Source organism: bacterium, assembly GCA_016703265.1.
In the GTDB taxonomy this organism is placed as follows: domain Bacteria; phylum Krumholzibacteriota; class Krumholzibacteriia; order LZORAL124-64-63; family LZORAL124-64-63; genus CAINDZ01.
Genome location: JADJCK010000003.1, coordinates 52686 through 78830, shown reverse-complemented (window position 1 = coordinate 78830; position 26145 = coordinate 52686). Strand labels below are relative to the sequence as shown.

The window sequence follows — 26145 nt, the reverse complement described above, 5'->3', positions numbered from 1 at the left end:
AGCCGCGAGCGCCTTCATCGGCGGCGCGTCTGCGGGCCTGGCCGCACATGTCCTTCGGCAAGGTGGCACCTCGCGGCGGGAGCGTCAATTGCCCGACTGCCGCCCCCGTTACCTGATCACCGTTATCCGTCGACTCACCATGCCAGCAGCGGTCTCCAGGCGGGCAAAATAGACACCCGAAGCCAGATGGCGCGTCTCGCAGGTCACGGCATGGTCACCCGCCGCCACCGGGCCGTCCAGAAGGGTGTCGACAACCCGGCCGCGCACATCGAACACCCGCAGCCGCGCCGGGCCGTCGTGCTCGATCCGGAATGCGAGGCGCGTTTGCAGATCCGCCGGATTGGGCTGGGCGGCACGCATCTGCACGGCGGCAACCGCCTGAGGCTGCGGTGCCGCGGAAATGCCCATGGGGATGGGACGTGTCCAGATACCTCGGCCATAGGTTCCCGCCGCCACCATCAAGCGGTCACTCGACGGACCGTCGGATCGACGCAGGTCGACCAGCGCCATCTCGGTAATGATTGCCGCCTCGGGCAGGCCCAGATTCCAGCGTTGCCACGACATGCCGCCGTCTTCACTGGCATAGGCGCCGAATTCAGTACCCACATAGAGCCGTTGCGGATCATCAGGGTGGGCCACCAGGTCGGCCAGGGGCACATCGGGCAGGTTGCCGGTGATGTTGGTCCAGTTCTGTCCGTTGTCGTCGCTGCGATAGACCTTCGAGCCGGGAGTGCCCATGCCGTTCATGAGGGCGAAGCAGCGGCGTGGATCGGTGGGATGAGGTGCCACCTTGCGCACCAGCACGCCCGGCACCAGGCCGGCATCGCGTTCGGACCAGGTTGTGCCGTCGAAGACACGGAGGCGTCGCCCCGTGGTGGGTGAATCGAGGCAGGCGTAGATCGCGGACGCGGCACCGTCATGGACGCCCACGGTGAGCTCGCGCACGCCGGCCGGGAACGGCGCGGCATTGGCGGCAGTCCAGAGATCGCCCAGGTTGGTCGACGCGTACACCTGGGCGCCATTGTTGGTGTATAGCGTGGGCGGCTGGGCCTGGTCGCTGCGGATGCGGGTGTACCACTGCGTCGATGGGGGCAGGCCGGCGTTGATGTCGGCCCACGCCGTCCCGCCGGTCAGTGAGCGGCCGCAGCGGAAGAGCAACGAGCCACCCCACAACCCGCTGGTGGCCCACATGCGGTCGTTGTCGTGGTCATCGATGGTGAAGCCGCCGCCGTCACCGCCCCAGCGCACGAACCACTGTATTCCGCCGTCGACAGTCAGCGAGACGGCGTTGTCCTGCGAACCGCCGCCCATGACCAGCGGGAATTCGTTGCCCACATCGATATTGACGTACTGCGTGATGGGCAGGCGGTTGAACGACGTGAAATAGGTGAGGCCGCCGTTCGTGGAATGGCTGTAGCCGCCGTCGGTGGCCACGTAGAGGTTGGCGCCGTCAGCAGTCCACTCGATGGCATGCACATCGGCGTGGACATGGGCCGTGGCTGTGGTGGTCCAGTTCAGGCCGCCATCGCTGCTGCGCTGAAGGCCGCCGCCGCCGGCCAGCACAAGGTCCGGATCGGTGGGCGAGACGCCGATGGCGTTGTTGTACCAGCCCTGGCCCCAGAAGTAGTCGTCGGGCGGCGAAACGTCGATCCAGTTGAGGCCGCCGTCATCGGTCCGGAAGATACCGAGCAGGTTGTTGTCCAGCCCGGCGAAGGCCACGTAGAGACGGTTGGGATCGGCCGCCGAAATGGTCACCGCGCCACGGCCGTTGCCGCTGGTGGGCAGGCCCGCGCCCTGGACCTGCGTCCAGGTGATGCCGCCGTTGTTGCTGCGGAACAGGCCGTGGTCCTGCACCGGCGTCCACATGACCGAGGGATTGGCTGGGTGGATCGCCAGGTCGGTGGGCCAGTGCGGCAGTGCGGTGCGGCTCCAGGTGAGACCCGCGTTGGTGGAGCGGTAGATGCCCAGGTCGAAGGCGCCCACAACGGTCTGGCCGTCGGGAAGGAAGCGCACCCGGAAACAGGTGGCCGGACTCGCGGGCAACGGCCGGTTCTGCCAGGTGAGGCCGCCATCAGTGGAGCGCCACAGTCCGGTGCCCGCGCGGATGTGGGGCTCGCCCGTGCCGACGAGGATCAGGTCAGGGTTGGTCGGGCTGGTGTCGAGGGAGCCGATCCACCGCGTGTTCAGGGCGTCGGTCAGCGGCGTCCAGGTGATGCCGTCCAGTCGCCAGATGCCGCCGCTGGCCGCCGCCACGCGCCGGATCCCGGTGCTGTCGAGATCAACATCGAGCACACGCCCGCAGCTGCGGGCTGCGCTGGCGCCGAACATCCCGAAGGGACCGCGGCAGGTCCAGGGATCATCCTCCAGCGCGGACGCTTTTTCAGGGACAGCCTTCACTTCTTCCCAGATGCGATCCTGGAGGTCGCGGCCCAGATCGCCCGGAAAAGGGCGATGCCAGTCGTCGAAGAAATGCCGGATCAGTTCCGGGCCGCGCGCAGGCTTCTCGTCGCGCACGAGTCGGGTGGGCGCATCAGGTGCAGGCGGCGCAGGCGCCGGTTGTGTCGCCAGGAAGACGGCTCCCGCAAGGAGAGCAGCCAGGCTGGTCAGTGCGGGCAAGCGTCGCATGGTGTTTCCCCTGCGCCAAAGTCGTTACCTGTGGACCTGGTCGTGGCAGTCGAGAGCCTCACCTCTCATTTCAACAGCGTGAGCTTCACCGTCACCGGCGCGCCGCTTGGCGGCAGCAACCGCGCCAGGTAGACGCCGGCCGCCATGAGGTGCCCGCCGTCGTCGCGCCCGTCCCAGCGCGCGGCGTGGTCGCCGGCCGTCAACGCGTGGTCCACCAGCGTGCGCACCACGCGCCCGCGCGCATCGTACACGCGCAGGCGCACCGTTCCGGCCGATTCGGTGCGGAAGCGCAGGACCAGCGCCGGATTGAACGGATTCGGCGAGGCCGTCAGCATCGCGCGGGCCTGCGGCGCCGCGCCGTCGTCGTCCGTCGGCACCGGCGACAGCGCGGCATCGCTGGCCACGAGGATGCGGTTGCGGCTGGAACCGAAGACCCAGCCGCCGTCGACCGGCACCGCGGCCGTCACCCGGTCGCCCATGCCCGGGAACGGGCCGCTGAACGGCGGCGTGACCGGCGTCCAGGTCGCGCCGGCGTCGGTCGTGTGCAGCAACGGGCCGCTCGAACGCTGGACGGCGACACCCTCCGTGGCGTTGCGCACCAGGATCTCCAGCGGAAAGGCGTCAGCGACCGGCGACCACGTCTGGCCGCCGTCATCCGTGCGGCGCAGCCCGGGATCGGGACTGCCCTGCGAGACGATGCCGTGCTGCGCGTCGAACCAGGCCATGGCGCGGATGGGCGCCGTGAGTCCGGTTGCGGCCATCTGCTGCCAGGTGACGCCGCCGTCGAGCGTGCGGTAGAGCCTGGGCGCGTTGGCCGAGGTGCCGCCGCCCGCGAACCCGGTGGTCGCGGTGGGGAAGTCGATGCTCCAGAGCATCACCGAGCCGAAGGGGATGCCGTTCGTGACCGGCGTCCAACTCTGGCCGCCGTCACTGCTGCCGAGGATGCCGCCGCCGGAAACGCCGGTCCGGAATGCCGCCACGAACCAGCGATCGCTCGCGGGCAATGCGAACTGGATGAGCCGGTAGGTAGCCGGCAGCGTACCGCCGACCTGCCACGTCTGGCCGCCGTCGCTGGTGATGCGGGTCGTGTCGTCGCGGCCGACCACGCCGTGCAGGTCGTCGAAGAACGCGCCGTCGATCACCCAGTACAGCCCCGGCGTCTGCGCCGGCACCTGCCAGGTGTAGCCGCCGTCGTCGCTGCGGAGCCAGGCCGGAATCTCACCCCTCGTGGGCTGGTTCGCCGCGAAGAGCGTGCCGTCGGGACGGCGGAAGAGGATGTCGATGACGCCGCCCACCGCCGCGCCGCCCGAGTTCACCACGGCGTTGTCGACCGTGAGGACCAGGTCGTCCGACCAGAAGAGATCACCCGCGTCGGAGCCGTAGATGATGCGCCCGCCGGGCGCCTGCGCAATGCAGGGGAAGCCGGTGACGCCGCCCAGTTGCCGCAGCGTCCAGTCCGCGCCGGCATTGACGGTCTCCCACACCTCGCCGCCCTCGCCGTGGCAGGCCAGCAGCCAGTGCTGCGCGTCGATCACGAGCGTGCGGTACCGGTAGAGGGGATTGTTGAACGACTGCTGCTCGGTCCACGATGCGCCGCCATCGGCCGTCACCCACACGGAAAAATCCTCGTGCACATAGCCGTGCAGCGCGTCGGTGAAGTACACCTCGTTGAAGCCGAAGGACTGAGCCGGCACGAACTGTGTCCAGCTTGCGCCGCCGTCAGTGGTCCGGTGCTGCGCGTCCTTGCCCACGACATAGCCCTCGAGTGCCGTGAGCCACACATGATGGCGGATGACGCCCACGCCCGGCCCGGTCGTCGCCCAGGAAAGCCCGTCATCAGCGGACAGCAGCACGACGCCGCCGGCGCCGGCCGCCGAGATGGCGCCGCCCGGCACTACACACAGGTCGCGCAGGTCGCTCGCCGCCGGATGCGCGGGCGTGTCCCACGTGAGCCCGCCGTCGGTGCTGCGGAACAGCCCCGCACCCGTCCCGCAGGCGATGAGCGTGCCGGAGTCGGTCACCAGCACATCGTACAACTCCGGCGCGACCTGCAGCGGCCCCTGCAACTGTGCCCAACTCTCGCCACTGTCGACCGTGTGCAGCACGAAGCCGCCGCCGCCAACGGCCCAACCTTCCTGCGCACTGGCGAACGCGATCCCGAACACCGGATTGCCCTGCGGCTGCGGATGCCCCCAGGCGTAGGTGAAGTCGGTGGCGCGTGAGGCGGTGGCGAGCAGGCAGCACGCGGTGAAGGCGAGGGCCAGGGTGCGCATGTTCGTGGGCCTCCGGGAGGGCGGGGACAAAACGGGATGTATATGGTCCGAGTTTACCTGAAGGAGACGAGTTTGACAATCGTGCGAGTGCTCGCGGTATGCGATGAGAATGGACGCTGGATCGCTTGCCGTCTTGCAAGGAACCTCGGCAACGCACCTCGGATCGAGAACCGGCTTCGGAGCGCGGCCATGACGTTCGCCGACCATCAGGTCTCACGTGTTCGTGATAGTTGCGCCGGCGCAACAGCGCGCCGGCCTCACCGCCTCCGTCCGGCGATCGAGCGCATCCTCGCTCACATCGGCGAAGCCACGCGGCCACCTGCAGTGCTGCCGGCACGATCGCCGTCACAGCTCGCGTTCGGGTTCGACCAGGCGATCGCGACCACGGACTGGCCGGCGATGGACCAGTCGGCGGGGTAACAGGCGGACGGTTGGGAGTGATCCCCTCACAGGCGAACGAGTGGTGGTTTGTTTCGACTATCCCCTGAAACAGGTGGCAATATGGAGCCGCCGCGCCTGCATGGGCGCGGCGGCTCCAGCGTTCCCCCACCGGCCGGTCACTTGACGAGGGTGACCTTCTGCGTCTGCGTCGCGGACGAACTCTCGATGCGCCCGAAATAGACGCCCGACGGCAGGCGTCCGCCGTCGTCGGCGCGACCGTCCCACGCCACCTCGTGGGAGCCCTCATCCTGGCTCGCGGACACGAGCGTTCGGACCAGGTTTCCGTCGATGTCGTAGACGCCGACGCGGACCGCGCCGGCCGCCGGTAGCGTGTACGAGAACGTGGTGCGGGGGTTGAACGGGTTGGGGAAGCTGCGCAGTCCCAGGCGCGACGCCAGCTCGCCGGGGGCGGCCGAGACGGCGGCCGCGGCGAGCTCGTTGAACTCGGGAGCGAAAATGCTCACGTCGAACGCCGAGGTGTGCCGATTCACAATGAACGCCTGCGACGTGACGTTGCCGGCATCACCGCTCACGACACACACGGCCGACACCGCCGCCGAGATGACGGCACCGCCGGGCAGGACGCCGCCGAGCATCATCGCGCCCTTCGGCGCGGCCTGGCTCAGCTGCGTGACGCACGGGTTGCAGACCGGCGTGCCGGTCGCGTCGGCCAGCAACTGGCCTGTCGCGTCGTCGAAGAGGTATGTCTCGACGGTGGCGCCGGGACCGCCCGGCTCGCCGGCAAGTCCCGCCGCGTACGTGAAGAACATGGTGGTGTCGAAGCTGAACGGCGTGTCCGCCGTCGCGCCAGGTGTCGCCAGCATGTGCCCTACGCTGAAGACGCGGCCGCACGGCAACGACGCGCCGGACTTCGCGCCCGGGGCCCTGACCTCTTCGGGGGTGAAGCCGAAGACGGACAGGTCGAAGGCGTTCGTGTGGGCGTTCACGACGTAGCCCTGGATGCTGACGTTTTCCACGTCGTCGCCGTTGACCGAGACGATGGCGAAGCCGCTGAGCACGTTCGGCATGCCACCTGCGGCGTCGGCGGCCGTTTCGAGGCTGAACGAGGCAGACCGGTCCGCGGCGCCGACGGTGACCGTGCAGGGGGCGCAGATGTCGGTCCCGGTCAGGCTCGTCAGGGGATGGCCCTCGTCATCGTACAGGTAGATGTCCACCTGCTGGTCGGACAGCCCGCCGCCCGTGCAGGCCACGTCGCCCGAGTAGGTGATGAACATGGTGGTGTCGAAGGTCCAGGGCGTGTTCGAGACACGGCCCTTGGTGTCGAAAACGTGCGGAAAGGCGTGGGTGCGCGCCGAGGCGGAGCCGGCCGTCAACAGGGCGACCGCCACAGCCAGAAGAATGACGCGGCGCGAGTCAGGGGTCGTGTGGGGCATGGTCCGGACTCCTTGGATCAGGGATGCGACCGCAGGATGAACGGACCCGTGATCCTAGCAGAACCGGAACCAAAAAGATACTAAGTCAATCCTGTATGCCGTGACGGCGATCTCGGCCATGGACGCGGAAGTCGAAGATCTATGTCCAATATTCGTCAATCAAGGCGCGGCCCAATGCCTTCCAGGCATCTACTCCATTGAAAGCACATAGACAAGGATCAGCGGCAATACGCTTCGTGACGCTACGGTCCACGTTATCACCCGGCGCCTCGCATGAGCGCTGTCGGCGTTGCGTCTGGTGAGGCGACCAGATCTACCCGGCGACGAGATAGAGGTGCGGCGCAAGTCTCGCGCGCTTGTGAGACTTGCGCCGGCGCATTCTTCTGTGCCCATGTCCGACAGCGTATCAGCGATAGAGTCCCTTCACTGCGCCAAAGCTCGTGACCTCGTCACTCACCGTGCACGACGTGTTGATGCACGCGACAGGAATGTCCACCGAGCCCGAGAACACGCCGCAGCGCCGCAGCACGCCGCCGCCGGTCACGACCGGCAGGCCGCCCGTCAGCGAGGGAATCGTCGCCGGCCCGACGAGGAAGTGCACCGGCGCGGTTGTCATCACCATGAACTGCCAGTGCACCAGTTGAATCCCGGCGGGTCGGATCGGGTACGGGACCGCCGCGCCCACCATGTAGCCGTTCGCGGAAGCATCCACGTCCAGCGCGCCCGGCCCCAGGTCCGCGGACAGGAAGAGCAACGGGCCGCCGATGGGCGTCACCGTGCATTCGAAGCCGTCGACCCCGCTCACCGGGTTGGCCAGGATCAGGTACCCGTCGAACGCCGTGAACGGTGCCACATGGGTCTCGACCCACAGGGCGTCCGCGGTGAAATAGACGCCGAAACTGTCCGCACTGGGGTCGAAGCTGCCATGCGCCGTTCCGCACACCAGACCGATCGACAGGAGGGCCGACAACAGCAATACCGTTCGCTTCATGATGTCTCCCTTGCTGGATGCGGCCCCCGGGTCCGGCCCCGACGCGGCGATGCCGCCGCGCGGCCGGGCCATTGGCCGGCGATTGCCTGAGCATACCACACTTCAACATCGCGGGGCGAGCCGGCCGTGGGCAGCGGGCATGGCGGCCGGCGGATATATGCCGAGCGCAATCGTCCTGAATGCGCAGCATTCCGTGCGCGCACGAGCATTGACGCACGGCGTTGCCGATGCTTGAATCGCGGCATCATTGCGGGAGCTTCTCCCGCCTCATGGATCTCAGACATGGCGCACCCCGACGCCGACGAGGAGGTGATGGCCGTCGAACATGATCCACCCAGGCAACGGCACAATGTGGCGACGGCGACCCGGGGCCATGCCCGTGGGCGGGCATCCGCACCGGCTTCCGGCGATCACGAATTTCGCAGCACGAGGAGTATCAGTATGAGATGCGCAAGATTCCTGGTTCTCGGCCTCATTCTGGCCATGACGCCGCTGACCGCGATGGGCGGGCTCGACTACAAGACCGACAGTTTCGGACTCTACTTCGATGACACCGGCAACGCCAATTGCGCCCCCGTGGGCATGTTCGTGCCGACCAACGTCTACCTGCTGCTCATGAACCCTGCCGGGCCGACCAACGGCTTCGAATGCACGCTCACGCCGACCGGCGTGCCGTACTTCATCCTGTCCACGAACCTGGGGCCCAATGCGCTGGACGTGGACGGTTCGGCCAATGGTTTCGCCGTCGGCGCGGCGTCGAACTATCCCCAGGTCGGTGGGGCCATCGTCCTGGCCACGTTGCAGGTCATGCTCCAGGGTGACGGCGCACTGGAGTTCCGCATCAGCCAGGCCACCGCCCCGTCGATGACCGGCGACCTGCCGATCGTGACCGGGGACGGCGTGCTGCGCCGGGGCCAGGTCGCCAGTTGTGATGTCGGCGTGCCGGTCGCGGTCATGAACGGCAATTGTCCGGACGTGTCGGGCGATTGCGGCGAAACCGGGGGCATCCCGGTCGACATGTCCGTCGCGGTGACGGCCTCGGCGACGGGCGCCCAGGACTACGCGATAACCGCCGCGACGACGGGCGCGGCAACCAATGGCTACGACGCCGGCATCGACATCCCGAAGCCCACGCCGCCGCCCGGCAACTATGTTTCGGCGAGCTTCGAGCACGCCGACTGGCCCCTCGGGCCCCGCTTCGGCAGGGACTACCGGGCGTCCTACGACGTGATCTACAGCAACGACACCTGGCCCCTGCTGGTGGAGACGGACCTGGATGGAGAGGTGACATTGACGTTCGCGCCGAACTTCAATGCCGCCAGCGGCATCAAGCTCCACCTGAAGGACCTCCAGACGGGCCAGTACCACAACCTCTTCCCCGACCTGACCTACGTGTTCAGCAATGACGGGCTGCCCAACACGTACCGCTTCGCGCTGCTGGTCGGCGCGGCGCCCGCCCCTCCGGCGTTGAGCCCGGCCAGTCGCGCCATCCCGGCCGGCTGGTCGATGATCGGCCTGCCGCTGACGCCCACGGCCGACGCCACGGTGGGGAGCGTGATCCTCGACCCGGCACCGGGATACGCCTATGCGTACGACTACTCCCGCACCAGCGGCTACCGGAACCTCGCCGCCGGCGCCGAAGTCGTTCCCGGGACGGGCTACTGGCTGGCCAGCGACACGGACTTCAACTGGACTATGACCGGCGAGCGCGACATTGACGGCGTCATCGTGCCGCTGGCCAACGGATGGAACCTGGTCGGCAACGCCATCTGGTTCCCCGGGCCGTTCGAGAGCCTTCGCGTCAAGCAGGACGGGGCGACGTACGAGTGGCTGACTGCCGCCCAGATGGGCCTGGTGTCACTGGACGTCCAGTCGTTCGATCCGGCCACCGGCGCCTACGCCGACGCTCTCGCTCTGCAGCCCTGGCACGGCTACTGGATCCATGCGCTGCAGGACGGACTCTCGCTGGAGTTCTACTACGGCAATTTCGTGGAGATGCCGAAGCGGCTTACCGCGCGCAAGAACGTGCCGGACCCCGGCGACGGATCCTGGCGCGCCGATCTCTCGCTGCGGGATTCGGCCGGTGCAGAGCGCACCATCACGTTCGGTCGGCAGGCAGGCGCGACTTCCGGCTTCGATGCCGTATACGACCGTCCCTTGCCGCCGCAATCGCCTGCAGGCGGGCCGCGCCTGATGTTCCACCGTCCGGACTGGCGCCTGCAGGGCGGCAGCGCGATCTCGCGCGACCTGGCCGGCCTCGACGAGGGAACTGTCTCCTGGCCGGTCGTCGTGACATCCCCGAATCCCGGCGCGGCGATGCTGACCTGGGATCCCTCTGCATGGCCGGCCGGAACCGATTTCCAGCTCTACCTGCCGAGCGAGAACCGGGTCGTGGTCATGTCCATGCGCAAGACGACGGAGTACGCCCTGATGCTTGGTGCGCGGGCGGTGCAACTCATCGTCCGCACGCCGGACCTCACTTCCGGGGTCGACAGGACCGATGGCGCCACCTACGCAGTCCGGGCGGCGCCGAATCCCTTCAATCCGCGGACGACGATCGCGTTCGACCTGTCGAAAGCCGGCTTCGCCGAACTGCGGATCTACTCGGTGCGAGGCGAGCTGGTCGCCGTGCTCGGCGGCCGTGCCTGTGAGGCGGGCCGACACGAGGAGGCCTGGCTGGGCACGGACCGCCTGGGGCGTGCGGTTCCGAGCGGATCGTACTTTGCGCGGCTCCATGTCGATGGACAGCCGCGTGGCGGAGTCACGAAGCTGAGCCTGGTCCGCTAGGCCCAGGCTCCTGCCGATGGATCGGCGCGCCGCCTGCCTTTTCAGGGTGGGCGGCGCCGCTGCACCTGCGGAATGGTACGATAGTCTGCACATCGAAGCGCGAATCATGACAAAACAACAATGACCAACAGGCCAACACCGCGCCTACGGCATCTCCCCGTAAACCCGCACATAATCCACCAGCATCACCTGCGGAAACACCGTGGAGGCGTCCGGCGAACCGACCCAGCGCCCACCCACAGCCACGTTCAGGATGATGAAGTGCGGGTGGTTGAACACCCACGCCGTGCCGCCCGGCAGGTCGGCCGGGGTGGCGCGGTGGTAGACGTAGCCGTCGACGCTCCAGGTGATCGACGTCTCGTCCCAGTCGATGGCGAACACGTGGAAGCCCAGGTTGAAGCCGCCCTGCGCCAGCGTGTGGGTCTGCGTGATGGCGCCGTTGCCGGAGTAGCCCGGCCCGTGGATGGAGCCGACCAGCGTGCGCGGGTTCTGGCCGCGGTATTCCATCACGTCGATCTCGCCGCACTGCGGCCAGCCCACCTGGTCGATGTCGTTGCCCAGGAGCCAGAACGCCGGCCAGATGCCCTGCCCGATGGGCAGCTTGATCCGCGCCTCGAAGCGGCCGCGCGCCTGTTCGAACAGGCCCTTCGTCTTGATGCGCGCCGAGGTGTACGGCTGGTTCTGGTATTCCTCTTCGCGCGCCGTGATGGCCAGGTTGCCCAGGCCGTCGAGGCTGCAGTTCTCGGCGCGGTTCGTGTCGTACTCGAGCTGGAGGTTGCCCCAGTCGGTGCCGAGGTCGAAACGCCACTTGTTGGCGTCGGGCAGCTGGCCCGCCGGTCCGTCGAATTCGTCCTGCCAGATGAGTCCGTACACGGGCGGCTCCGTTTCCTCTCCACAGCCGGGGGCGGCGGCCAGCGCGACCAGCGTCGCGACGATCAATCCATGTGTGCGGCTCATGATACCACCGCATCGTGCGCAGGCGCAAAACCGCCCGGCACGCGGGGGAACAGGCGCGAGTCGGCCAGCGCCGCCTTCAGCACCAGCGTCGAGGCGCCGACCGCAATGCCCAGGTCGCCCAGGTCGCCGCTGCGGATCTCGGCCGCGGCCACCGAGCTGACCAGCGTTCGGCTCTTGACCGTCTCGCGCAGCGGGTCGAGCAGCAGGTCGCCCAGGCGTGCCAGCACGCCGCCGACAATGACCAGCGAAGGGTTCATGATGTTCAGCAGGCCGGCCACGGCGCGGCCCAGGTGGGCCGCCGCTTCCTGGGTCACCTGCAGGGCCAGCGGGTCGCCTTTCATGGCTGCGTCCTCGAGATCGATGATGGTGATGGTGCGTCCGGCCAGCGGGCTCTCCGGGAACGAAGGCGCCAGCTCGGCGGCGCGGGCCACCAGGGCCGGCGCGCCGATCAGCGTGACCAGGCAGCCACGCAGGCCGCAGATGCAGGGCTTGCCCTGGGGATCGATGGACAGGTGGCCGATCTCGCCCGCCACGCCGGTGGCGCCGCGGTAGATCTCGCCGCCGATGACGTGGCCCGAGCCGATGCCCATGGCCACCTTGATGTAGGCCAGGTCGTCCACGCCGCGACCGGCGCCCCACCAGTGCTCGGCCAGCGCGCCCAGGTTGGCGTCGTTGTCGACCATCAGCGGCACGTCGTACCGGCGGGCCAGGTCGTTCAGGCCGAGCACGCCGTTCCAGTCGGGCATGACGAGCGTCGACAGGCGATCGGGGTGCGACGGGTCCACGGGGCACGGCGCCGCCACGCCGATGCCGACCAGCGGGCGCCCACCCGCGGCCGGCGAGGCCAGGCAGACGCGGCACAGCTCGGTGATCAGCTTCCGCGTGCCGGCCGGGTCGGTGCGCACGGCGTGGTCGCGGGATTCCCAGGTGAGCACGCGGCCCCGCAGGTCGGTCAGGGCGACCACCACATGGGTGGCGCCCATCTCGACGCCGAGGATCACGCAGGCATCGTCCTGGAATTCGAGCACGATGGGACGGCGGCCGCCGCGCGAGGGGCCTTCACCCACCTCGGTGACGATGCCCATGGGCAGGATCTCGTTGACGATCTCCGAGACGGTGGAGCGCGAGAGCCCGCCCACGCCGGCGATCTCGGCGCGCGAGATGCGCTTCTTCTGCCAGATCAGGCGCAGCACCGCATCGGCCAACGGACGCGGACGGTCCGGGTCCGTGCGCCGCAGGCCCTTCCAGCTGAGGTTTTCATTGTACATCCGGCCGCTTCCTGGTTGGTCCCCCGGTCCGGGGGGACAGGGAGCCTAGCGGTGCCAGTAGATATTGTCCACCAGCACCAGCGGCGCGTCGCTCGGGCTCAGCACGAGCTGGCCGATGTTGTCCACCGGCACGGTGAACCCGAAGTTGGCCATCGGGATCTCCAGCGACGACCAGCCGCCCGACGTGAACGAGGGCACGGAGGCCGCATCGAACGTCAGTTCGGGCTGCTGGAGGGCGACCGTCCCGGTCGGGCCCATGGCCACCAGCTTCACCTTGAAGATCGTGCCCACCGGCGCGTAGACGTCCAGGTGCAGGTGCGTCATCCCCGTGATGTCGATCTTCTGCGTGGCGAAGTCGATGCCCACGAAGTTGAGCGCCGTGTACATGATGTTGGCGTTGCCGCCGATCAGGTAGGTCTCGTTCTGGGTCGTCGAGCCGCCCCAGTGCGGGTTGAAGCTCGTGACCGGCCGGTTGACGTACGAATCGCTGTACAGCGCGATCACGTCGCCCGCCGGCACCGTCGGCACGGGCGCGGCGGCCGTGGGCGCCGTGAAGCTGGTGATGATGACGCGGCCCTGCACATCAAGCGTATCGAGCTTGGCGGTGATCGTGTCGATGCCGGCGCCGACGACGCGGATGCGGTTCCCCTCGACCCGCGCAACGGTCGGGTTGGACGAGAAGAAGTCGAAATAGCCGGGCATGTGGTTCACGATGACGTTGGCGCCGTCGATGCTGAACGTCGTCGTCGTGCCCTCGATCGTCGCCGTGGAACCGATCAGGTACTGCTTGTTCACCGAGGGCATGTTCGCGCGGATGCGCTCCACGTTCAGCAGGTTCGCATACTGGATGTCGTCGAACCACAGCGTATGGCCGGTGGGATTCTGGACCTCGAAGCCCTCGGCGAACGTGAACATGCCGCGCTCGGCCACGATCTTGCGCGGCGAGGGGATGGGCACCACCACGAACGTCCAGCTGGGATTCAGCGCGATGTTCGCGCGCCCCGCCGAGTACACCGAGGTGCCGGTGTTGTCGTTGCCGAAGCCGACCTCGTTCAGCGTCGAGACCACGCTCGAGCGCGCATAGAACGTCAGCGCGTTGAAGTCGGCGAAGTCGCGCGCGTTGACCGTGGTCAGCACGCCGCCGGCATAGCCGCCGAGCACCGAGTTCTGTCCGGGCACCACGACCTTCAGCGACTTCAGGCTGTCGTGCGCGTACAGCGAATCCAGGCTCGTCGCGGCCAGGTATGTGCCGGAGAACGCCTGGAAGTAGACGTCGTCACCGTAGTCCTCATCGAAGACCAGCGGTTCGATGCGGGCGCGGGCCACGTCCAGCCCCGCGACGTCGCGACTGCCGCAGCCGGCCAGTGCGGTGAGGGCCACGAGCAGGAACAGCGCAAAGAACCGAGTCGTGTTCACGGGGGAACCTCCGCGAGGGCAGGTGCGCGGCGCGCGCCGACTTTGTTCGGCGAACGGCTTTGTACGGCAACCGATCAAAGTATGGGGGCGGTTGGCGGGGGTGTCAAGAGCCGAGTCCGGGAAACTCGCGGCGGGAAAAATCGGGTCGGCGCCCCTGGATGCCCGGGAACCCAAGGCCGCCGCCTGCGTCTTCTGGCCCAAAGGAGGACCATGCGCATCGCCATTCGTCTCCTGGCGGGTTTCCTGGCCGTTGCGGCGCTCGCCGCCGCCGCCCTGGTCGGGCCCTATGCTCTCCGGGTCGAGCGCCTGCGCGCGGACCCGACGCTCGGCTGGCACGCCGACGGCTACTATTACGTCTCGCCGAAGGCCCGGCGCCTTGCCCGGGACGGGCACGTCGTGACCGTTCTCGTGCAGCCCAACAACTCGGGCACCAGCTCCGACGATCCGGAGGTCCACCGCAAGGACGCCTGGTGGACGGGTCTCGAGCGCCGACGCGTGGCCGATGAACTGGGTGTCGTCCTGCTGGTGCCGGCCTTCGTGCGTCCCGGCGAGGACTGGATCATCTACACCCACGCCCTTGATCGCGACGCGCTGACGACCCGCCGGACCGACCTGCAGCGCATCGACCTGCAGCTCATCGCGATGATCGACCGCACCCGCGAACTGCTCGGGCACGACGGCATTGCAACGGACACGCGTGTGTTGATCCAGGGCTTCTCCGCCAGCGGGATGTTTGCGAACCGGTTCACCGCCCTGCATCCGGACCGCGTCAAGGCGGCGACCATCGGTTCACCGGGCGGCTTCCCCATCCTGCCGGTGGCCAGCCACGCGGGGGAGACCCTCGCCTATCCCGCGGGCGTGGCCGACCTCACCGCATTGACGGGCACGCCGTTCGCTTCCGAGGCCTTCAACGCCGTGCCCCAACTCATCTACATGGGCAGCCTCGACGACAACGATTCGCTGGACTTCGGCGACGGCTGGGACCGGGAACACGCGGCCGTTGTCGACCGGCTCTTCGGCCCCGACCCGCTCGCGCGCTGGGACCGCGTGCGCGATGTCTACCGCGAAGCCGGCAGCAGCGCCGAGTTCCTGCTCGTCGAAGGCGTTGCCCACGACCGCAGGAAGCTGCAGCGCCACGCCACTGCCTTCTTCCGCCGGGTCCTCGGGCAGGAGGCCCTGCAGAGGTAGCCCGCGGCGAAGGCGGCCGAGGTCACTTCAAGGCTGATGCCGCGCGTCCGTTCACGAACGTCGCGGTGACCTTCATCCGCAGCAGGTCCTTCGGCGCGCAGGCCACCGGATCGCCGTCCAGCACCACCAGGTCGGCCCGGAACCCCGGCGCGATCACGCCCAGCTCCTTGTCCTGGAACGCGGCCCAGGCCCCGCCCGCCGTGTACAGCCACAGCGCGGTCCAGCCGTCGACCGCCTCCTCGGGGCGCCAGCCGCCGATGGGCGTGCCGTCGGGATGCTGGCGTGTACGCGCGGCGTACAAACCTTCGAGGGGCTCGACCTTCTCGACCGGGAAGTCGGTCCCGTAGCACAGGCGCGCGCCCGACTTCAGCAGCGACTGCCAGGCATAGGCCCCGGCCAGGCGCTCTTCACCGAGCCGCTCGTCGGCCCAGTCCATGTCCGAGGTGCAGTGCACCGGCTGCATGGCGGCGATCACGCCCAGCTTCCCGAAACGCGGGATGTCGGCGGGGTCGAGGATCTGCGCGTGCTCCACGCGCCAGCGCGCGTCGCGCGGCTTGAGCTCGCGCAGCACCTCTTCGTAGAGGTCGAGCACCAGGCGGTTGCCCGCGTCGCCGATCGCATGTGTGCAGATCTGGAAGCCGGCGCCGCCCAGCGAGCGCATCACCCCGCGCATCTGGTCGGCCGTGGTGACGGCCAGGCCGCGGTGGCCGGGCTGGTCGCTGTAGTCCTTCAGCAGCAGCGCACCGCGGCTGCCGAGCGCGCCGTCGGCATAGAGCTTCACGGCGCGCAGCGTGAGCAGGCCGTCGGGGCTCGTATAGGGGCCGGCCTTCAGCGCGCCGGCCAGTGTGGCCGGATCGTCGTCGTACATGCCGTACACGCGCACGCCGAGCGAGCCGTCGGCCGCCATCTCGCGCATGACCTGCGCACGATCCCACGAGATGCCCGCGTCGTGCACGCCCGTCACGCCCAGTTGCAGGCAATGTTCGGCCGCCAGGCGCAGGCGGCGCCGCACCTCGGTCTGGTCCGGCGCGGGGATCGCGGCCGTGACCAGGGAAACGGCATTGTCGATGAGCACGCCCGTCGGCTCGCCCTGCCCGTCGCGCAGGATGGAGCCGCCGGCCGGGTCGGGCGTGGCCGCCGTAACGCCGGCCAGCGCCAGCGCCGCGGTGCTCGCCCAGGCGGCGTGGCCATCGACCCGTCGCAGCAGCACCGGCCGCTTGCCGGCCACGCGGTCCAGCATGTCGCGGTGCGGATACTCCTTCACGGGCCAGTCGTTCTGGTCCCAGCCGCGGCCCTCGAGCCAGCCGCTGCCGGGCGTCGCGGCGACGGCATGCGCCACGCGGGCGACAGCTTCCCCGGCCGAGGCGGTGTCGCGCAGGTCGACCTCGGCCAGCGCCTTGCCCAGGCCGTAGAGGTGCGCGTGGCTGTCGATGAAACCGGGGATGATGGTGCCGCCCCCCACATCGATGATGCTGGCGCCCGGTCCGGCCAGCGCCAGCACCGCGGCATCGTCGCCCACCTGGAGGATGCGGCCGCCGGCCACGGCCACGGCCGTGGGCGCGGGGGTGGGCTCGGGGTCGGTCATGGTCAGGACGCGGCCCCCGTGCAGGATCAGGTCGGCCTGCACGGCAGGGGCGGGAGTGTCGTTCATGGGAACCTCGGCGGCGGTCACGCTGCCAGTGATCAGCATGGCCACGATCAAAGCGGCCGGTTTGGGCATGCAGGCGCGGAACATCGGGCGTCCTTTCGGGTCCGGTCGTGGCCCCTCTCCAGCAGCCCCAGTCTAGCTGGCCGCGCGCCCTGTCTCGCCTGCGCTTCACGCGGGGGCCGCGGCATTGTACATTGGCCGCTCACTTCGCGGACACCGGACGGCAGGGGGACGACCAGCCATGCAGCCGATCGAACAGACGGGATCCTTCTACCTGGGGCGGCGCTACGACGCCGCGGCCGGGCAGGTCACGGGCGACCTGGTGATGTACGACGCGCGCGACCTGACCACGCACGCGGTCATCGTCGGCATGACGGGCTCGGGCAAGACGGGCCTGGGCATCTCGCTGCTGGAAGAGGCGGCGATCGACGGCGTGCCGGCCATCATCATCGATCCCAAGGGCGACATCGCCAACCTGGCGCTGACGTTCCCCGGCCTGGCCGCCGCCGATTTCGCGCCGTGGCTGGATCCGGAAGAGGCACGGCGGCAGGGGCTCGAGCCCGCCGCCCACGCCGAGGCCGTGGCCGCGCGCTGGAAGCAGGGCCTGGGCGAGTGGGACCAGGACGGCGCGCGCATCGCCCGCCTGAAGGCGGCCTGCGCCTTCACCGTGTTCACGCCCGGCTCCACGGCAGGTGAACCGGTCTCGATCCTCGCCTCGCTGCAGGCGCCGGCGGGCGGTTTCGCCGCGCAGGAAGAAGCGCTGCGCGACCGCATCCGCGGCACGGTGGGAGCCATCCTCGGGCTGGCCGGCGTCGACGGCGATCCCGTGCGCAGCCCCGCGCACATCTTCCTGGCCACGGTGATCGAGCACTATTGGCGCCTGCCGCAGGACGTGCAGCTGGCCGACCTGATCCGCGCGCTGCAGGAGCCGCCCGTGCGCACGTTCGGCGTCTTCGACGTCGACACCTTCTTTCCCGCGGCCGAGCGCCGCGACCTGGCATTGGCCCTGAACGGGCTGATGGCCGCGCCCGGCTTCGCGGCCTGGCTGCAGGGCACGCCGCTCGATATCGACGTGCTGCTCGGCTCGGGCGACGGCCGGCCGCGCCACGCGATCATGAGCATCGCCCACCTGGACGACGCGCAGCGCATGTTCTTCGTGACGCTGCTGCTGGAATCGCTGCTGGCCTGGTCGCGGCGGCAGTCGGGCACCTCGAGCCTTCGCGCCATGCTCTACATGGACGAGCTGTTCGGGTTCATGCCTCCGACAGCCAACCCGCCCTCGAAGACGCCGCTGCTGACGCTGCTCAAGCAGGCGCGCGCCTCGGGCCTGGGCGTGGTGCTGGCCACGCAGAACCCGGTCGACCTCGACTATAAGGGCCTGGCCAACGCGGGCACCTGGTTCATCGGCAAGCTGCAGACCGAGCGCGACAAGGAACGCATGCTCGAAGGCCTGGCCGCCGCGGCCGGCGCCGCCGACCCGGCCACGCTGGCGTCGCTGATCGGCGGGCTGAAGTCGCGCGTGTTCCTGCTGCACAACGTGCACGAAAGCGCGCCCGCGCTGCTGCACACGCGCTGGACCATGAGCTACCTGGGCGGGCCGCTCACGCGGGAGCAGATCCGCAGGCTGGGTGCGGGCGCTGCCGTTGCGCCGGCGCAAGTGGGTGGCGCAGCCGTGACCGCCGGCACGCCGACCGCAGCAGTTGCGCCAGCGCAAGTCGGCGGCACCGCGCCCCCGGCCGCACCCGGTGATCCATCGCTGGTCGCCCCGGCCCTGGCCGCGTCCGTGCCGCAGGCCTTCCTCCCGCCAGCCGGCGGCGCGCCCGTCTACGAGCCGCTTCTGGCCGGCCTGGCCACCATCGCCTTCGTCGACGCGAAGCGCGGCCTGGCCAGCGAGCGGCAGGTGGCCCTGGGCCTGCCGGCGGGCGCGGCCACGCTGGTGGCCGACTGGACGAAGGCCGCGGCCCTGGCGGCGACGCCCGACGGTCTGGCGGCGCAGCCGGCGCCCGGCGCGCGCTTCCTGCCGCTGCCGCGCGGCTGGGAAGCGGCCGCCTTCCACAAGGCGGCGGCCAAGGCGCTGACCGACCACCTCTACCAGCGCGAGCGTCTCGAGGTGTTCGAGCTGCCGCTGCTCAAGCTGGTCGGCGAGCCGGGCGAGACGCGTGACGCGTTCCTGAACCGCGCCCGCCTGGCTGTGCGCGAGAAGCGCGACGCCGAGGTCGACAAGCTCGATCGCGCGATGCAGGTGAAGCTCACGCGGCTCGAGACGAAGCAGCAGGCCGAGCAGCGCGATCTGGCCGAGGACCAGGCCGAGCTGGCGGCGCGCAAGCAGGAGGAGATGCTCTCGGCCGGCGAGAGCCTGCTCGGCATGTTCGGCGTGCTGGGCCGCAAGCGCGGTCCGGGGCTGGCCACCGCCGCGCGCAAGCGGCGGATGACCGCGCGCGCCGGCGAGAGCATCGCCGAATCGCAGGCACAGCTCGCGGCCGTCTCGGCCGAGCTGGAGCAGTTGCGCGCGCAGCTGGCGGCCGACGTCGCGGCCATCAACGTGAAATGGGAGCAGGCGCTCGGCGGCGTCACCACGCGCGAGGTGGCGCCGCGACGCACCGACATCCGCCTGTCCTTCTGCGGCCTGCTCTGGCGGCCGGCCGGCGGTGCGCCGTGAGCGCTGCCGCGCGCAGGAAGGACGGCGGCGGCGATTGCGCCGGCCCGGTGCTCGCGGCGACGCGCGCCCTCAGTGAAGCGGTCGATCGTTGCCGCTTTCCCGAGCCCGTGGCCCACGTCTACAACCCGCTGGACTACGCCTGGCCGCTGCACGAGCAGTACGTGCGCCGCTGGGGCGCCACGCCGCGCCGCGTGCTGCTGCTGGGCATGAACCCGGGCCCGTGGGGCATGGCCCAGACCGGCGTGCCGTTCGGCGAGGTGGCCGCGGTGCGCGACATCCTCGGGCTCGACGGTGCGGTAGGACGCCCGTCGCCCGAACACCCGAAGCGCCCCGTGCAGGGCCTGGCCTGCGCGCGGTCGGAAGTGAGCGGCCGGCGCCTGTGGGGCTTCTTTGCCGCGCACTGCGGCGGCGCCGAGGGCTTCTTCGACGAGCACTTCGTGCTGAACTACTGTCCGCTCGTGTTCATGGAAGCGTCGGCGCGCAACCTGACCCCCGACAAGCTGCCGGCCGCCGCGGCCGCGCCGCTCTTCAAGGCCTGCGACACCTGGCTGCGACAGGTGGTGGCGATTTACGAACCCCAGTGGGTCGTGGGCGTGGGCGGGTTCGCGCGGAAGAAGCTCGACGCGCTGTTTGCCGACCCGAGCACCGAAGGAGGGGGTGCGCCGCGCCGCGGCACGCTGCTGCACCCGAGCCCGGCAAGCCCTGCGGCGAACCGCGGCTGGGAGGCTGCGGCCCTTTCGCAGCTGCGCGAGCAGGGCATCTGGGCCTGATCGGATTGGGCCGAAATCCCGTCAACCTGTTGAATGACATCGTGTTTCAAAAAACCCGTAATGTAGCTATGATCTGTCCACTTTTCACGGTAACCTGTTTCATGGATTTACCCAAAAAAAAGCTGCCGGTTGCGCCGCTGGTCGGCGCTTAAGACCGCAAAAGGCCGAACCGCGGAACGCGTGGGGGCTGGAGGGACCAGGGACGCTGCAGGAACCTGCATTTCCGAGGCGTTCGCTTGATTGTGCGCGACGATGGGACCCGGTCGGGCCGACTCTGCGTGTTGGGCGAGCATGCACGTCGGTTCCGGCCGGGTCTTTTCGTGCCCTCTTGTCAGGCCGTCCTGTGACGCTCAGGCCTTCGCCCGCAACGCCTGCAGCGGCGTGACCCCGCCGAGGCCGGCCCGCAGCGCGCGGATGCCGTCGACCGCCGCGCGGCCGCCCGACAGCGTCGTGATGCACGGGATGTCGCGTGCGCGCGCCTCGCGCCGGATCGCGCTCTCGTCGTAGCGGCTCTTCTTCCCCAGCGGCGTGTTGATCACCATCTGGACCTGTCCGCCCCGGATCAGCTCGCCGATGTGCGGCGTGCCCTCGCCCACCTTGGGGACACTCGCGGCCGCCAGCCCGTTGCCGACCAGGAAGCGCGCGGTGCCGCCGGTGGCCAGCAATTCGTAGCCGAGCGCGGCCAGGTCGCGGGCGATGGGCAGTACCTCGTCCTTGTCGAAGTCGTTCACGCTGATGAAGACGGCGCCCTCGTCGGGCAGGCCCTGGCCGCAGGCCAGCTGCGCGCGCGCGAAGGCCTCGCCGAAACCGCGACCGACACCCATCACCTCGCCCGTGCTCTTCATCTCGGGTCCCAGCAGGTGATCGGTGAGCGGGAAGCGGCGGAACGGGAACACCGGTCCCTTCACGAAGACGCGGCCCGCCGGCACCGGCGCCTCGCCGATGGCCAGGCCCTGTTCCTTCAGCGACACGCCCATCATGCAGCGCGTGGCGGCGCGGGCCAGCGGCACGCCGGTGGCCTTCTCCAGGAACGGCACCGTGCGCGAGGCGCGCGGATTGATCTCGATCACGTGGATCACGCCCTGGTAGCTGGCGAACTGGATGTTCAGCAGGCCGACGACGCCCAGCGAGCGGGCCAGTCGCCGGGTGTACAGCTGCATCATCGCCAGTTCGGAGGCGTTGGTCTTGAAGGGCGGCAGCACGGCGAAGCTGTCGCCGCTGTGGATGCCGCACTCCTCGATGTGCTGCATGATGCCGCCGATGAGCACATCGCTGCCGTCGCAGACGGCGTCGACGTCGAACTCGACGGCGTCCTCCAGGAACTGGTCGATGAGCACGGGATGGTCGCCGCTGACGAGCGCCGCGGCGCTGAACCACTCGCGCATCTGGGCCTCGTCGTACACCACGCGCATGGCGCGGCCGCCGAGCACGTAGCTGGGCCGCACCATCACCGGGTAGCCCAGTTCCAGGGCCACGGCGCAGCCGGTCTCCAGGTCGCGGGCGCTGCCGGAGCGGGGCGAGGGGAATGTCCAGGTCGGCCAGCAGGCGGCCGCAGCGGGCGCGGTCCTCGGCGCGATCGATCGCCTCGACGCCGGTGCCAAGCAGCCGCACGCCGGCAGCGTGCAGGTCGCGCGCGAGGTTGAGCGGCGTCTGGCCGCCAAGGGTGACGATGACGCCCTCGGGCTTCTCCACCTCGATGATGTGCATCACTTCCTCGAACCGCAGGGGCTCGAAGTAGAGGCGGTCCGAGAGGTCGTAGTCGGTGCTCACGGTCTCGGGGTTGCAGTTGACCAGGATGGCCTCGATGCCGTCGGCGCGCAGCGCCTGCACGGCGTGGCAGCAGCAGGTGTCGAACTCGATGCCCTGGCCGATGCGGTTGGGCCCGCTGCCCAGCACGATCACCTTGCGGCGGTCGGTGGGGCGGCTCTCGCAGGGGCCGTCCTCCCAGGTGGAGTAGAGGTAGGGCGTGTCGGAGGGGAACTCGGCCGCACAGGTGTCCACGCGCCGGAACACCGGGCGCAGGCCCTGCGCCTGCCGCGCCGCCAGCACCAGCGCCGCGCGCAGGCGCACCGTGGTCGACTCGTCGGCGCCCACGACCTGCCCCGTCTCCCATTGCAGCAGCTTCGCGATGCGCCGGTCGCTGAAGCCCTCGCGCTTGGCCTCGCGCAGCAGGTCTTCCGGCAGTTCCGACAGCGTGTAGCTGCGCAGGCGGCCCTCGACCTCCATGAGGCGGGCCAGGTTGTCCAGGAACCAGGGGTCGATGCCGGTCAGGCGGTGCAACTGCTCGGGCTCGAGCCCGCGTCGCATCGCCTCGTGCAGGTCGGCCAGGCGGCCCTGGCGGGGACGCGTCAGGTCGCGTGCCAGTTCCTCGCGCGAGCGGCCGCTGGTGGTGCTCTCCCAGCCGTCGAGGCCCAGTTCCAGCGAGCGCAGCGCCTTCTGGAACGCCTCGCGGAAGGTGCGGCCGATGGCCATGACCTCGCCAACCGACTGCATCGTGGTGCCCAGCCGGTCGGGCGTGCCGGGGAACTTCTCGAAGGCCCAGCGCGGCACCTTGACCACCGTGTAGTCGAGCGTCGGCTCGAAGCAGGCGCTGCTGGTGCCGGTGATCTCGTTCGGCAGCTCGGGCAGCGTGTAGCCCACGGCCAGCAGTGCCGCCACCTTGGCGATGGGGTAGCCCGTGGCCTTGCTTGCCAGGGCGCTGCTGCGGCTGACGCGGGGGTTCATCTCGATGACCAGCGAGCGCCCGCTCTCGGGGTCGACGGCGAACTGCACGTTGCTGCCGCCGGTCACCACGCCGACGGCGTCGAGCACCTTCAGGGCGTCGTTGCGCAGCCGCTGGAACTCGCGGTCGGTCAGCGTCTGTGCCGGCGCCACCGTGACGCTGTCGCCGGTGTGCACGCCCATCGCATCGAAGTTCTCGATGCTGCAGACGATGATGCCGTTGCCGGCGTGGTCACGAATGACTTCGAGCTCGTATTCCTTCCAGCCCAGCACCGACTCCTCGACCAGCACGCTGCCGACCGGCGAGGCGGCAATGCCTTCGCGCAGCTGTTCGCGCAGCTCGGCCTCGTCGTGGGCGATGCCGCTGCCGGCGCCGCCGAGCGTGAAGCTGGCGCGCAGGATCATCGGGAAGGAGAGGGCGGCCAGCACTGCGGGCGCCTGCTCGACGGCCGTCACCAGCAGGCTGCGCGGCGTCTCCAGACCGATGGCGGCCATCTGCTGCTTGAACAGCTCGCGGTCCTCGGCCAGGCGGACGGTGCGTGGACTGGCGCCGATCAGCTCCACTCCGTAGCGCGCGAGCACGCCGCTGTCGGCCAGCTCGACGGCCAGGTTCAGGCCGGTCTGGCCACCGACGGTCGGCAGCAGCGCATCGGGGCGCTCGGCGGCGATCACCTGCTCGAGCATCGCGCAGGTCAGCGGCTCGATGTAGGTCGCATCGGCCAGTTCCTCGTCGGTCATGATCGTGGCCGGGTTGCTGTTCACCAGCACCACGCGGTAGCCCTCGCGCTTCAGCGCGCGCACGGCCTGCGTGCCGGAATAGTCGAATTCGCTGGCCTGGCCGATGACGATGGGACCCGAGCCCACGACGAGGATGGTCTTCAGGTCAGTTCGCCGTGGCATGGCGCTCCTTGAGGGTTGCGGCCAGCTGGCGACGGGCGAGCATGCGTTCGCGGAAGGCGTGGAACAGGTGCAGGCTGTCGCTGGGACCGGGCGCCGCCTCGGGATGGAACTGCACCGAGAAGGCGTCGCGGCCTACCGCGCGCAGGCCCTCGACGGAGCGGTCGTTCAGGCTCACGTGCGTCACCAGGGCGCGGCGGGGATCGAGGCTGCCGTCGGGCACCGCGTAGTTGTGGTTCTGGCTGGTGATCTCGACGCGACCGGTGGCCAGGTTGTGCACGGGGTGGTTGGCGCCGTGGTGGCCGAACGGCAGCTTCACCGTGTCGGCGCCGAGCGCGCGGGCCAGCAGCTGGTGTCCCAGGCAGATGCCGAACAGCGGCACATCGGCCGCCAGGAGCCGGCCCACGGTGGCCACCAGGTGCGGCAGCGTGGCCGGGTCGCCGGGCCCGTTGCTCAGGAAGACGCCCTCGGTCGGCCCGGCCAGCAGCTCGTCGGCGCCCGTCGACGCCGGGAACACGCGGACCCGGCAACCGGCCTCGACCAGGCAGTCGAGGATGCTCTTCTTCACGCCGTAGTCGAGCACCGCCACTTCGCAGGGGTCGGCGATCGTCGGCTGGCGTTCGTAGGGACCGGCCGTCGTCCGCGTGACGCGCGACACCCAGTCGACCTTGTCCATGGCCGGCAGCGCGCGGGCGCGCTCGACCAGTTCGCGCGGATCGCCCGCCCCGACGAAGCCGCGACAGACGCCGCCGTCGCGCAGGGCGATCGTCAGCGCCCGCGTGTCGATGTCCGAGACGGCCGGCACGCCGGCGCGCCGCAGCGCGTGGTCGAGGTTGTGCTCGCTGCCGCGGTGGTAGTTGCGGCGGCAGAAGTCGCGCACCACCACGGCCCGCGGATGCACACGCTCGGACTCGCTGTCACCCGCATGCACGCCGTAGTTGCCAATGTGTGCGGCCGTGAAGACGACCACCTGCCCGGCGTAGCTGGGATCGGTCAGGATCTCCTGGTAGCCGGTCATCCCCGTATGGAAGACGACCTCGCCGCCCGCCGCGAGCGGGGCGCCCAGCAGCCGACCGGTGAAGATGCGCCCGTTTTCCAGCGCGATATGCCCGCGCATCAGCCGCGCTCCGAGGACGAGCGCAGGGCGGTGCCGTGCGGGACCGCGTGCATGACCTGCGCGATGCGGTCCATGGGGTCGATGAGCGTGTCGGTGACCTTCTCAAGCCCCATCAGGTACTGAAGCAGGCGGCCCAGGTCCAGGCTCAACGAGGCGCGTCCGTCCTGCACCTCGCCTTCCATGGCCACGCCGGCGTAGGGCAGGATGTACTCCACGCTCTCGCACAGGCTCGGCGCCGGCGCTGCCGCCGTGCCCTCCAGCTTGTGCGGGCGCGGCTGGTGGATGACCTGGCAGGGCAGGTTGCCGCAGTGCCGCAGCAGCGTCGCCTTGGCGGCCATATGGAGCGGCTGCCCGTACTCCAGGTCCCAGCCCTTGTCGTGCAGTACGGCCAGCGCCTCGGCGTATTCCAGGCAGGGGTGTTCCATGCGCAGCATGCGGTCGAGCCGCGTCACGTCGCGGCCGCCCAGCAGGTCGGCGCCCAGATCGGCGGCCACGAACCGCAACAGGTCGCGCTGCAGCGCCGCGAGGTCGGCCAGGGTCTGGTCGGAGCGGGCCGCTTCCATCAGCTTGAATCCGCGCAGGTGCCGCGGCTCCAGGCGGCCGCCCGGCGGCATGATCTCCGATTCGCACCACACGGCGCCGAAGCCCAGCGACAGCATGCCGTCCAGCTGCACGCGCGCCGGGTGGTCGGCCAGGGCGGTCACCGGCACCTCGTGGAAGCCGTCGGTCTCGAAGAATTCGCGGAGGCGTCGCACGACGCGGTTGTGGATGGCCAGGCGGCGCGCGAGCGGGCGCGGACGGCCGGGGGCTTCGAACATGGCGGCGGCGGGAAACGCTGGCCCGGGAACCGGGCTTTCGACGGTCATCATGGCGGGTCTCCTTTTGACGCTCGCTGACGTCAGTTAAAGGGCGGCCGCAGGATAGCCGTCGGGGACGTCCGTGTCAGGCCGCGCGGCGCGCGCGGCCCAATGTGCACGAATATTGCTCGTCTCG

The 26145-nt window shown here is 69.7% G+C and carries 15 protein-coding genes and 1 pseudogene; 5 read left to right on the top strand and 11 right to left on the bottom strand.

Translation table 11 applies throughout. The features are described from left to right. Positions 1–108 precede the first annotated feature (108 nt). Entirely contained in the window at positions 109–2625 is a 2517-nt protein-coding gene (locus IPG61_04700; protein MBK6733375.1) for a T9SS type A sorting domain-containing protein, read from the bottom strand. 65 nt (positions 2626–2690) lie between these two features. After that, positions 2691–4898, bottom strand: coding sequence for a hypothetical protein (locus tag IPG61_04695; GenBank protein ID MBK6733374.1), 2208 nt, complete (start codon positions 4896–4898; stop codon positions 2691–2693). Positions 4899–5087: 189 nt separating this feature from the next. On the opposite strand from IPG61_04695, the gene IPG61_04690 reads away from it, so the two are divergent. Then, a complete protein-coding gene (locus IPG61_04690; protein MBK6733373.1) occupies positions 5088–5318 on the top strand; it encodes a hypothetical protein in 231 nt (76 codons plus the stop codon). Between the two features lie 137 nt (positions 5319–5455). Here IPG61_04690 and IPG61_04685 read toward each other — a convergent pair whose 3' ends face one another. Further along, complete coding sequence (locus tag IPG61_04685; protein ID MBK6733372.1) at positions 5456–6733, bottom strand: T9SS type A sorting domain-containing protein; 1278 nt, start codon at positions 6731–6733, stop codon at positions 5456–5458. 406 nt (positions 6734–7139) lie between these two features. Next, a complete protein-coding gene (locus tag IPG61_04680) occupies positions 7140–7724 on the bottom strand; it encodes a hypothetical protein (GenBank protein MBK6733371.1) in 585 nt (194 codons plus the stop codon). Positions 7725–8165: 441 nt separating this feature from the next. Here IPG61_04680 and IPG61_04675 point away from each other — a divergent pair, with 441 nt between their 5' ends. Next, complete coding sequence (locus tag IPG61_04675; GenBank protein MBK6733370.1) at positions 8166–10511, top strand: hypothetical protein; 2346 nt, start codon at positions 8166–8168, stop codon at positions 10509–10511. A 144-nt stretch (positions 10512–10655) separates the two neighbouring features. Here the strand turns inward: IPG61_04675 and IPG61_04670 are convergent, their stop codons facing one another. From IPG61_04670 to IPG61_04660, 3 genes are read right to left on the bottom strand one after another with little or no spacing between them, the layout of a single operon-like run. After that, a complete protein-coding gene (locus tag IPG61_04670; GenBank protein MBK6733369.1) occupies positions 10656–11468 on the bottom strand; it encodes a glycoside hydrolase family 16 protein in 813 nt (270 codons plus the stop codon). Then, the gene (locus IPG61_04665; protein MBK6733368.1) at positions 11465–12736 is read right to left on the bottom strand and encodes an ROK family transcriptional regulator; all 1272 of its coding nucleotides are present in this window, start codon (positions 12734–12736) and stop codon (positions 11465–11467) included. The genes IPG61_04670 and IPG61_04665 overlap by 4 nt, the downstream gene beginning before the upstream one ends. A gap of 45 nt (positions 12737–12781) precedes the next feature. Further along, positions 12782–14152 carry a hypothetical protein gene (locus IPG61_04660; protein ID MBK6733367.1) on the bottom strand — a complete coding sequence of 457 codons (1371 nt, stop codon included), beginning with the start codon at positions 14150–14152 and terminating at the stop codon, positions 12782–12784. Between the two features lie 210 nt (positions 14153–14362). Between IPG61_04660 and IPG61_04655 the strand changes: the two genes are divergently transcribed. Then, positions 14363–15340 carry a hypothetical protein gene (locus IPG61_04655; protein ID MBK6733366.1) on the top strand — a complete coding sequence of 326 codons (978 nt, stop codon included), beginning with the start codon at positions 14363–14365 and terminating at the stop codon, positions 15338–15340. Positions 15341–15362: 22 nt separating this feature from the next. Here the strand turns inward: IPG61_04655 and IPG61_04650 are convergent, their stop codons facing one another. Next, positions 15363–17075: an amidohydrolase gene (locus IPG61_04650; GenBank protein MBK6733365.1), complete on the bottom strand. Its 1713-nt coding sequence runs from the start codon at positions 17073–17075 to the stop codon at positions 15363–15365. Positions 17076–17229: 154 nt separating this feature from the next. Here IPG61_04650 and IPG61_04645 point away from each other — a divergent pair, with 154 nt between their 5' ends. Next, the gene (locus IPG61_04645) at positions 17230–19647 is read left to right on the top strand and encodes a DUF87 domain-containing protein (GenBank protein ID MBK6733364.1); all 2418 of its coding nucleotides are present in this window, start codon (positions 17230–17232) and stop codon (positions 19645–19647) included. A gap of 47 nt (positions 19648–19694) precedes the next feature. After that, on the top strand, positions 19695–20417 hold the full coding sequence (locus IPG61_04640; GenBank protein ID MBK6733363.1) for a single-stranded DNA-binding protein: 723 nt from the start codon (positions 19695–19697) through the stop codon (positions 20415–20417). Between the two features lie 350 nt (positions 20418–20767). On the opposite strand, the pseudogene carB reads toward IPG61_04640, so the two are convergent. The 3 genes and pseudogenes from carB to IPG61_04625 form a co-directional block, all read right to left on the bottom strand. Beyond that, positions 20768–24038: pseudogene (gene carB, locus IPG61_04635) on the bottom strand (carbamoyl-phosphate synthase large subunit). After that, the gene (gene carA, locus IPG61_04630; GenBank protein ID MBK6733362.1) at positions 24022–25152 is read right to left on the bottom strand and encodes a glutamine-hydrolyzing carbamoyl-phosphate synthase small subunit; all 1131 of its coding nucleotides are present in this window, start codon (positions 25150–25152) and stop codon (positions 24022–24024) included. The pseudogene carB and the gene carA overlap by 17 nt, the downstream one beginning before the upstream one ends. Beyond that, positions 25152–26021, bottom strand: a complete 870-nt coding sequence (locus IPG61_04625) for a hypothetical protein (GenBank protein ID MBK6733361.1) — start codon at positions 26019–26021, stop codon at positions 25152–25154. The genes carA and IPG61_04625 overlap by 1 nt, the downstream gene beginning before the upstream one ends. Between the last annotated feature and the right edge of the window lie 124 nt (positions 26022–26145).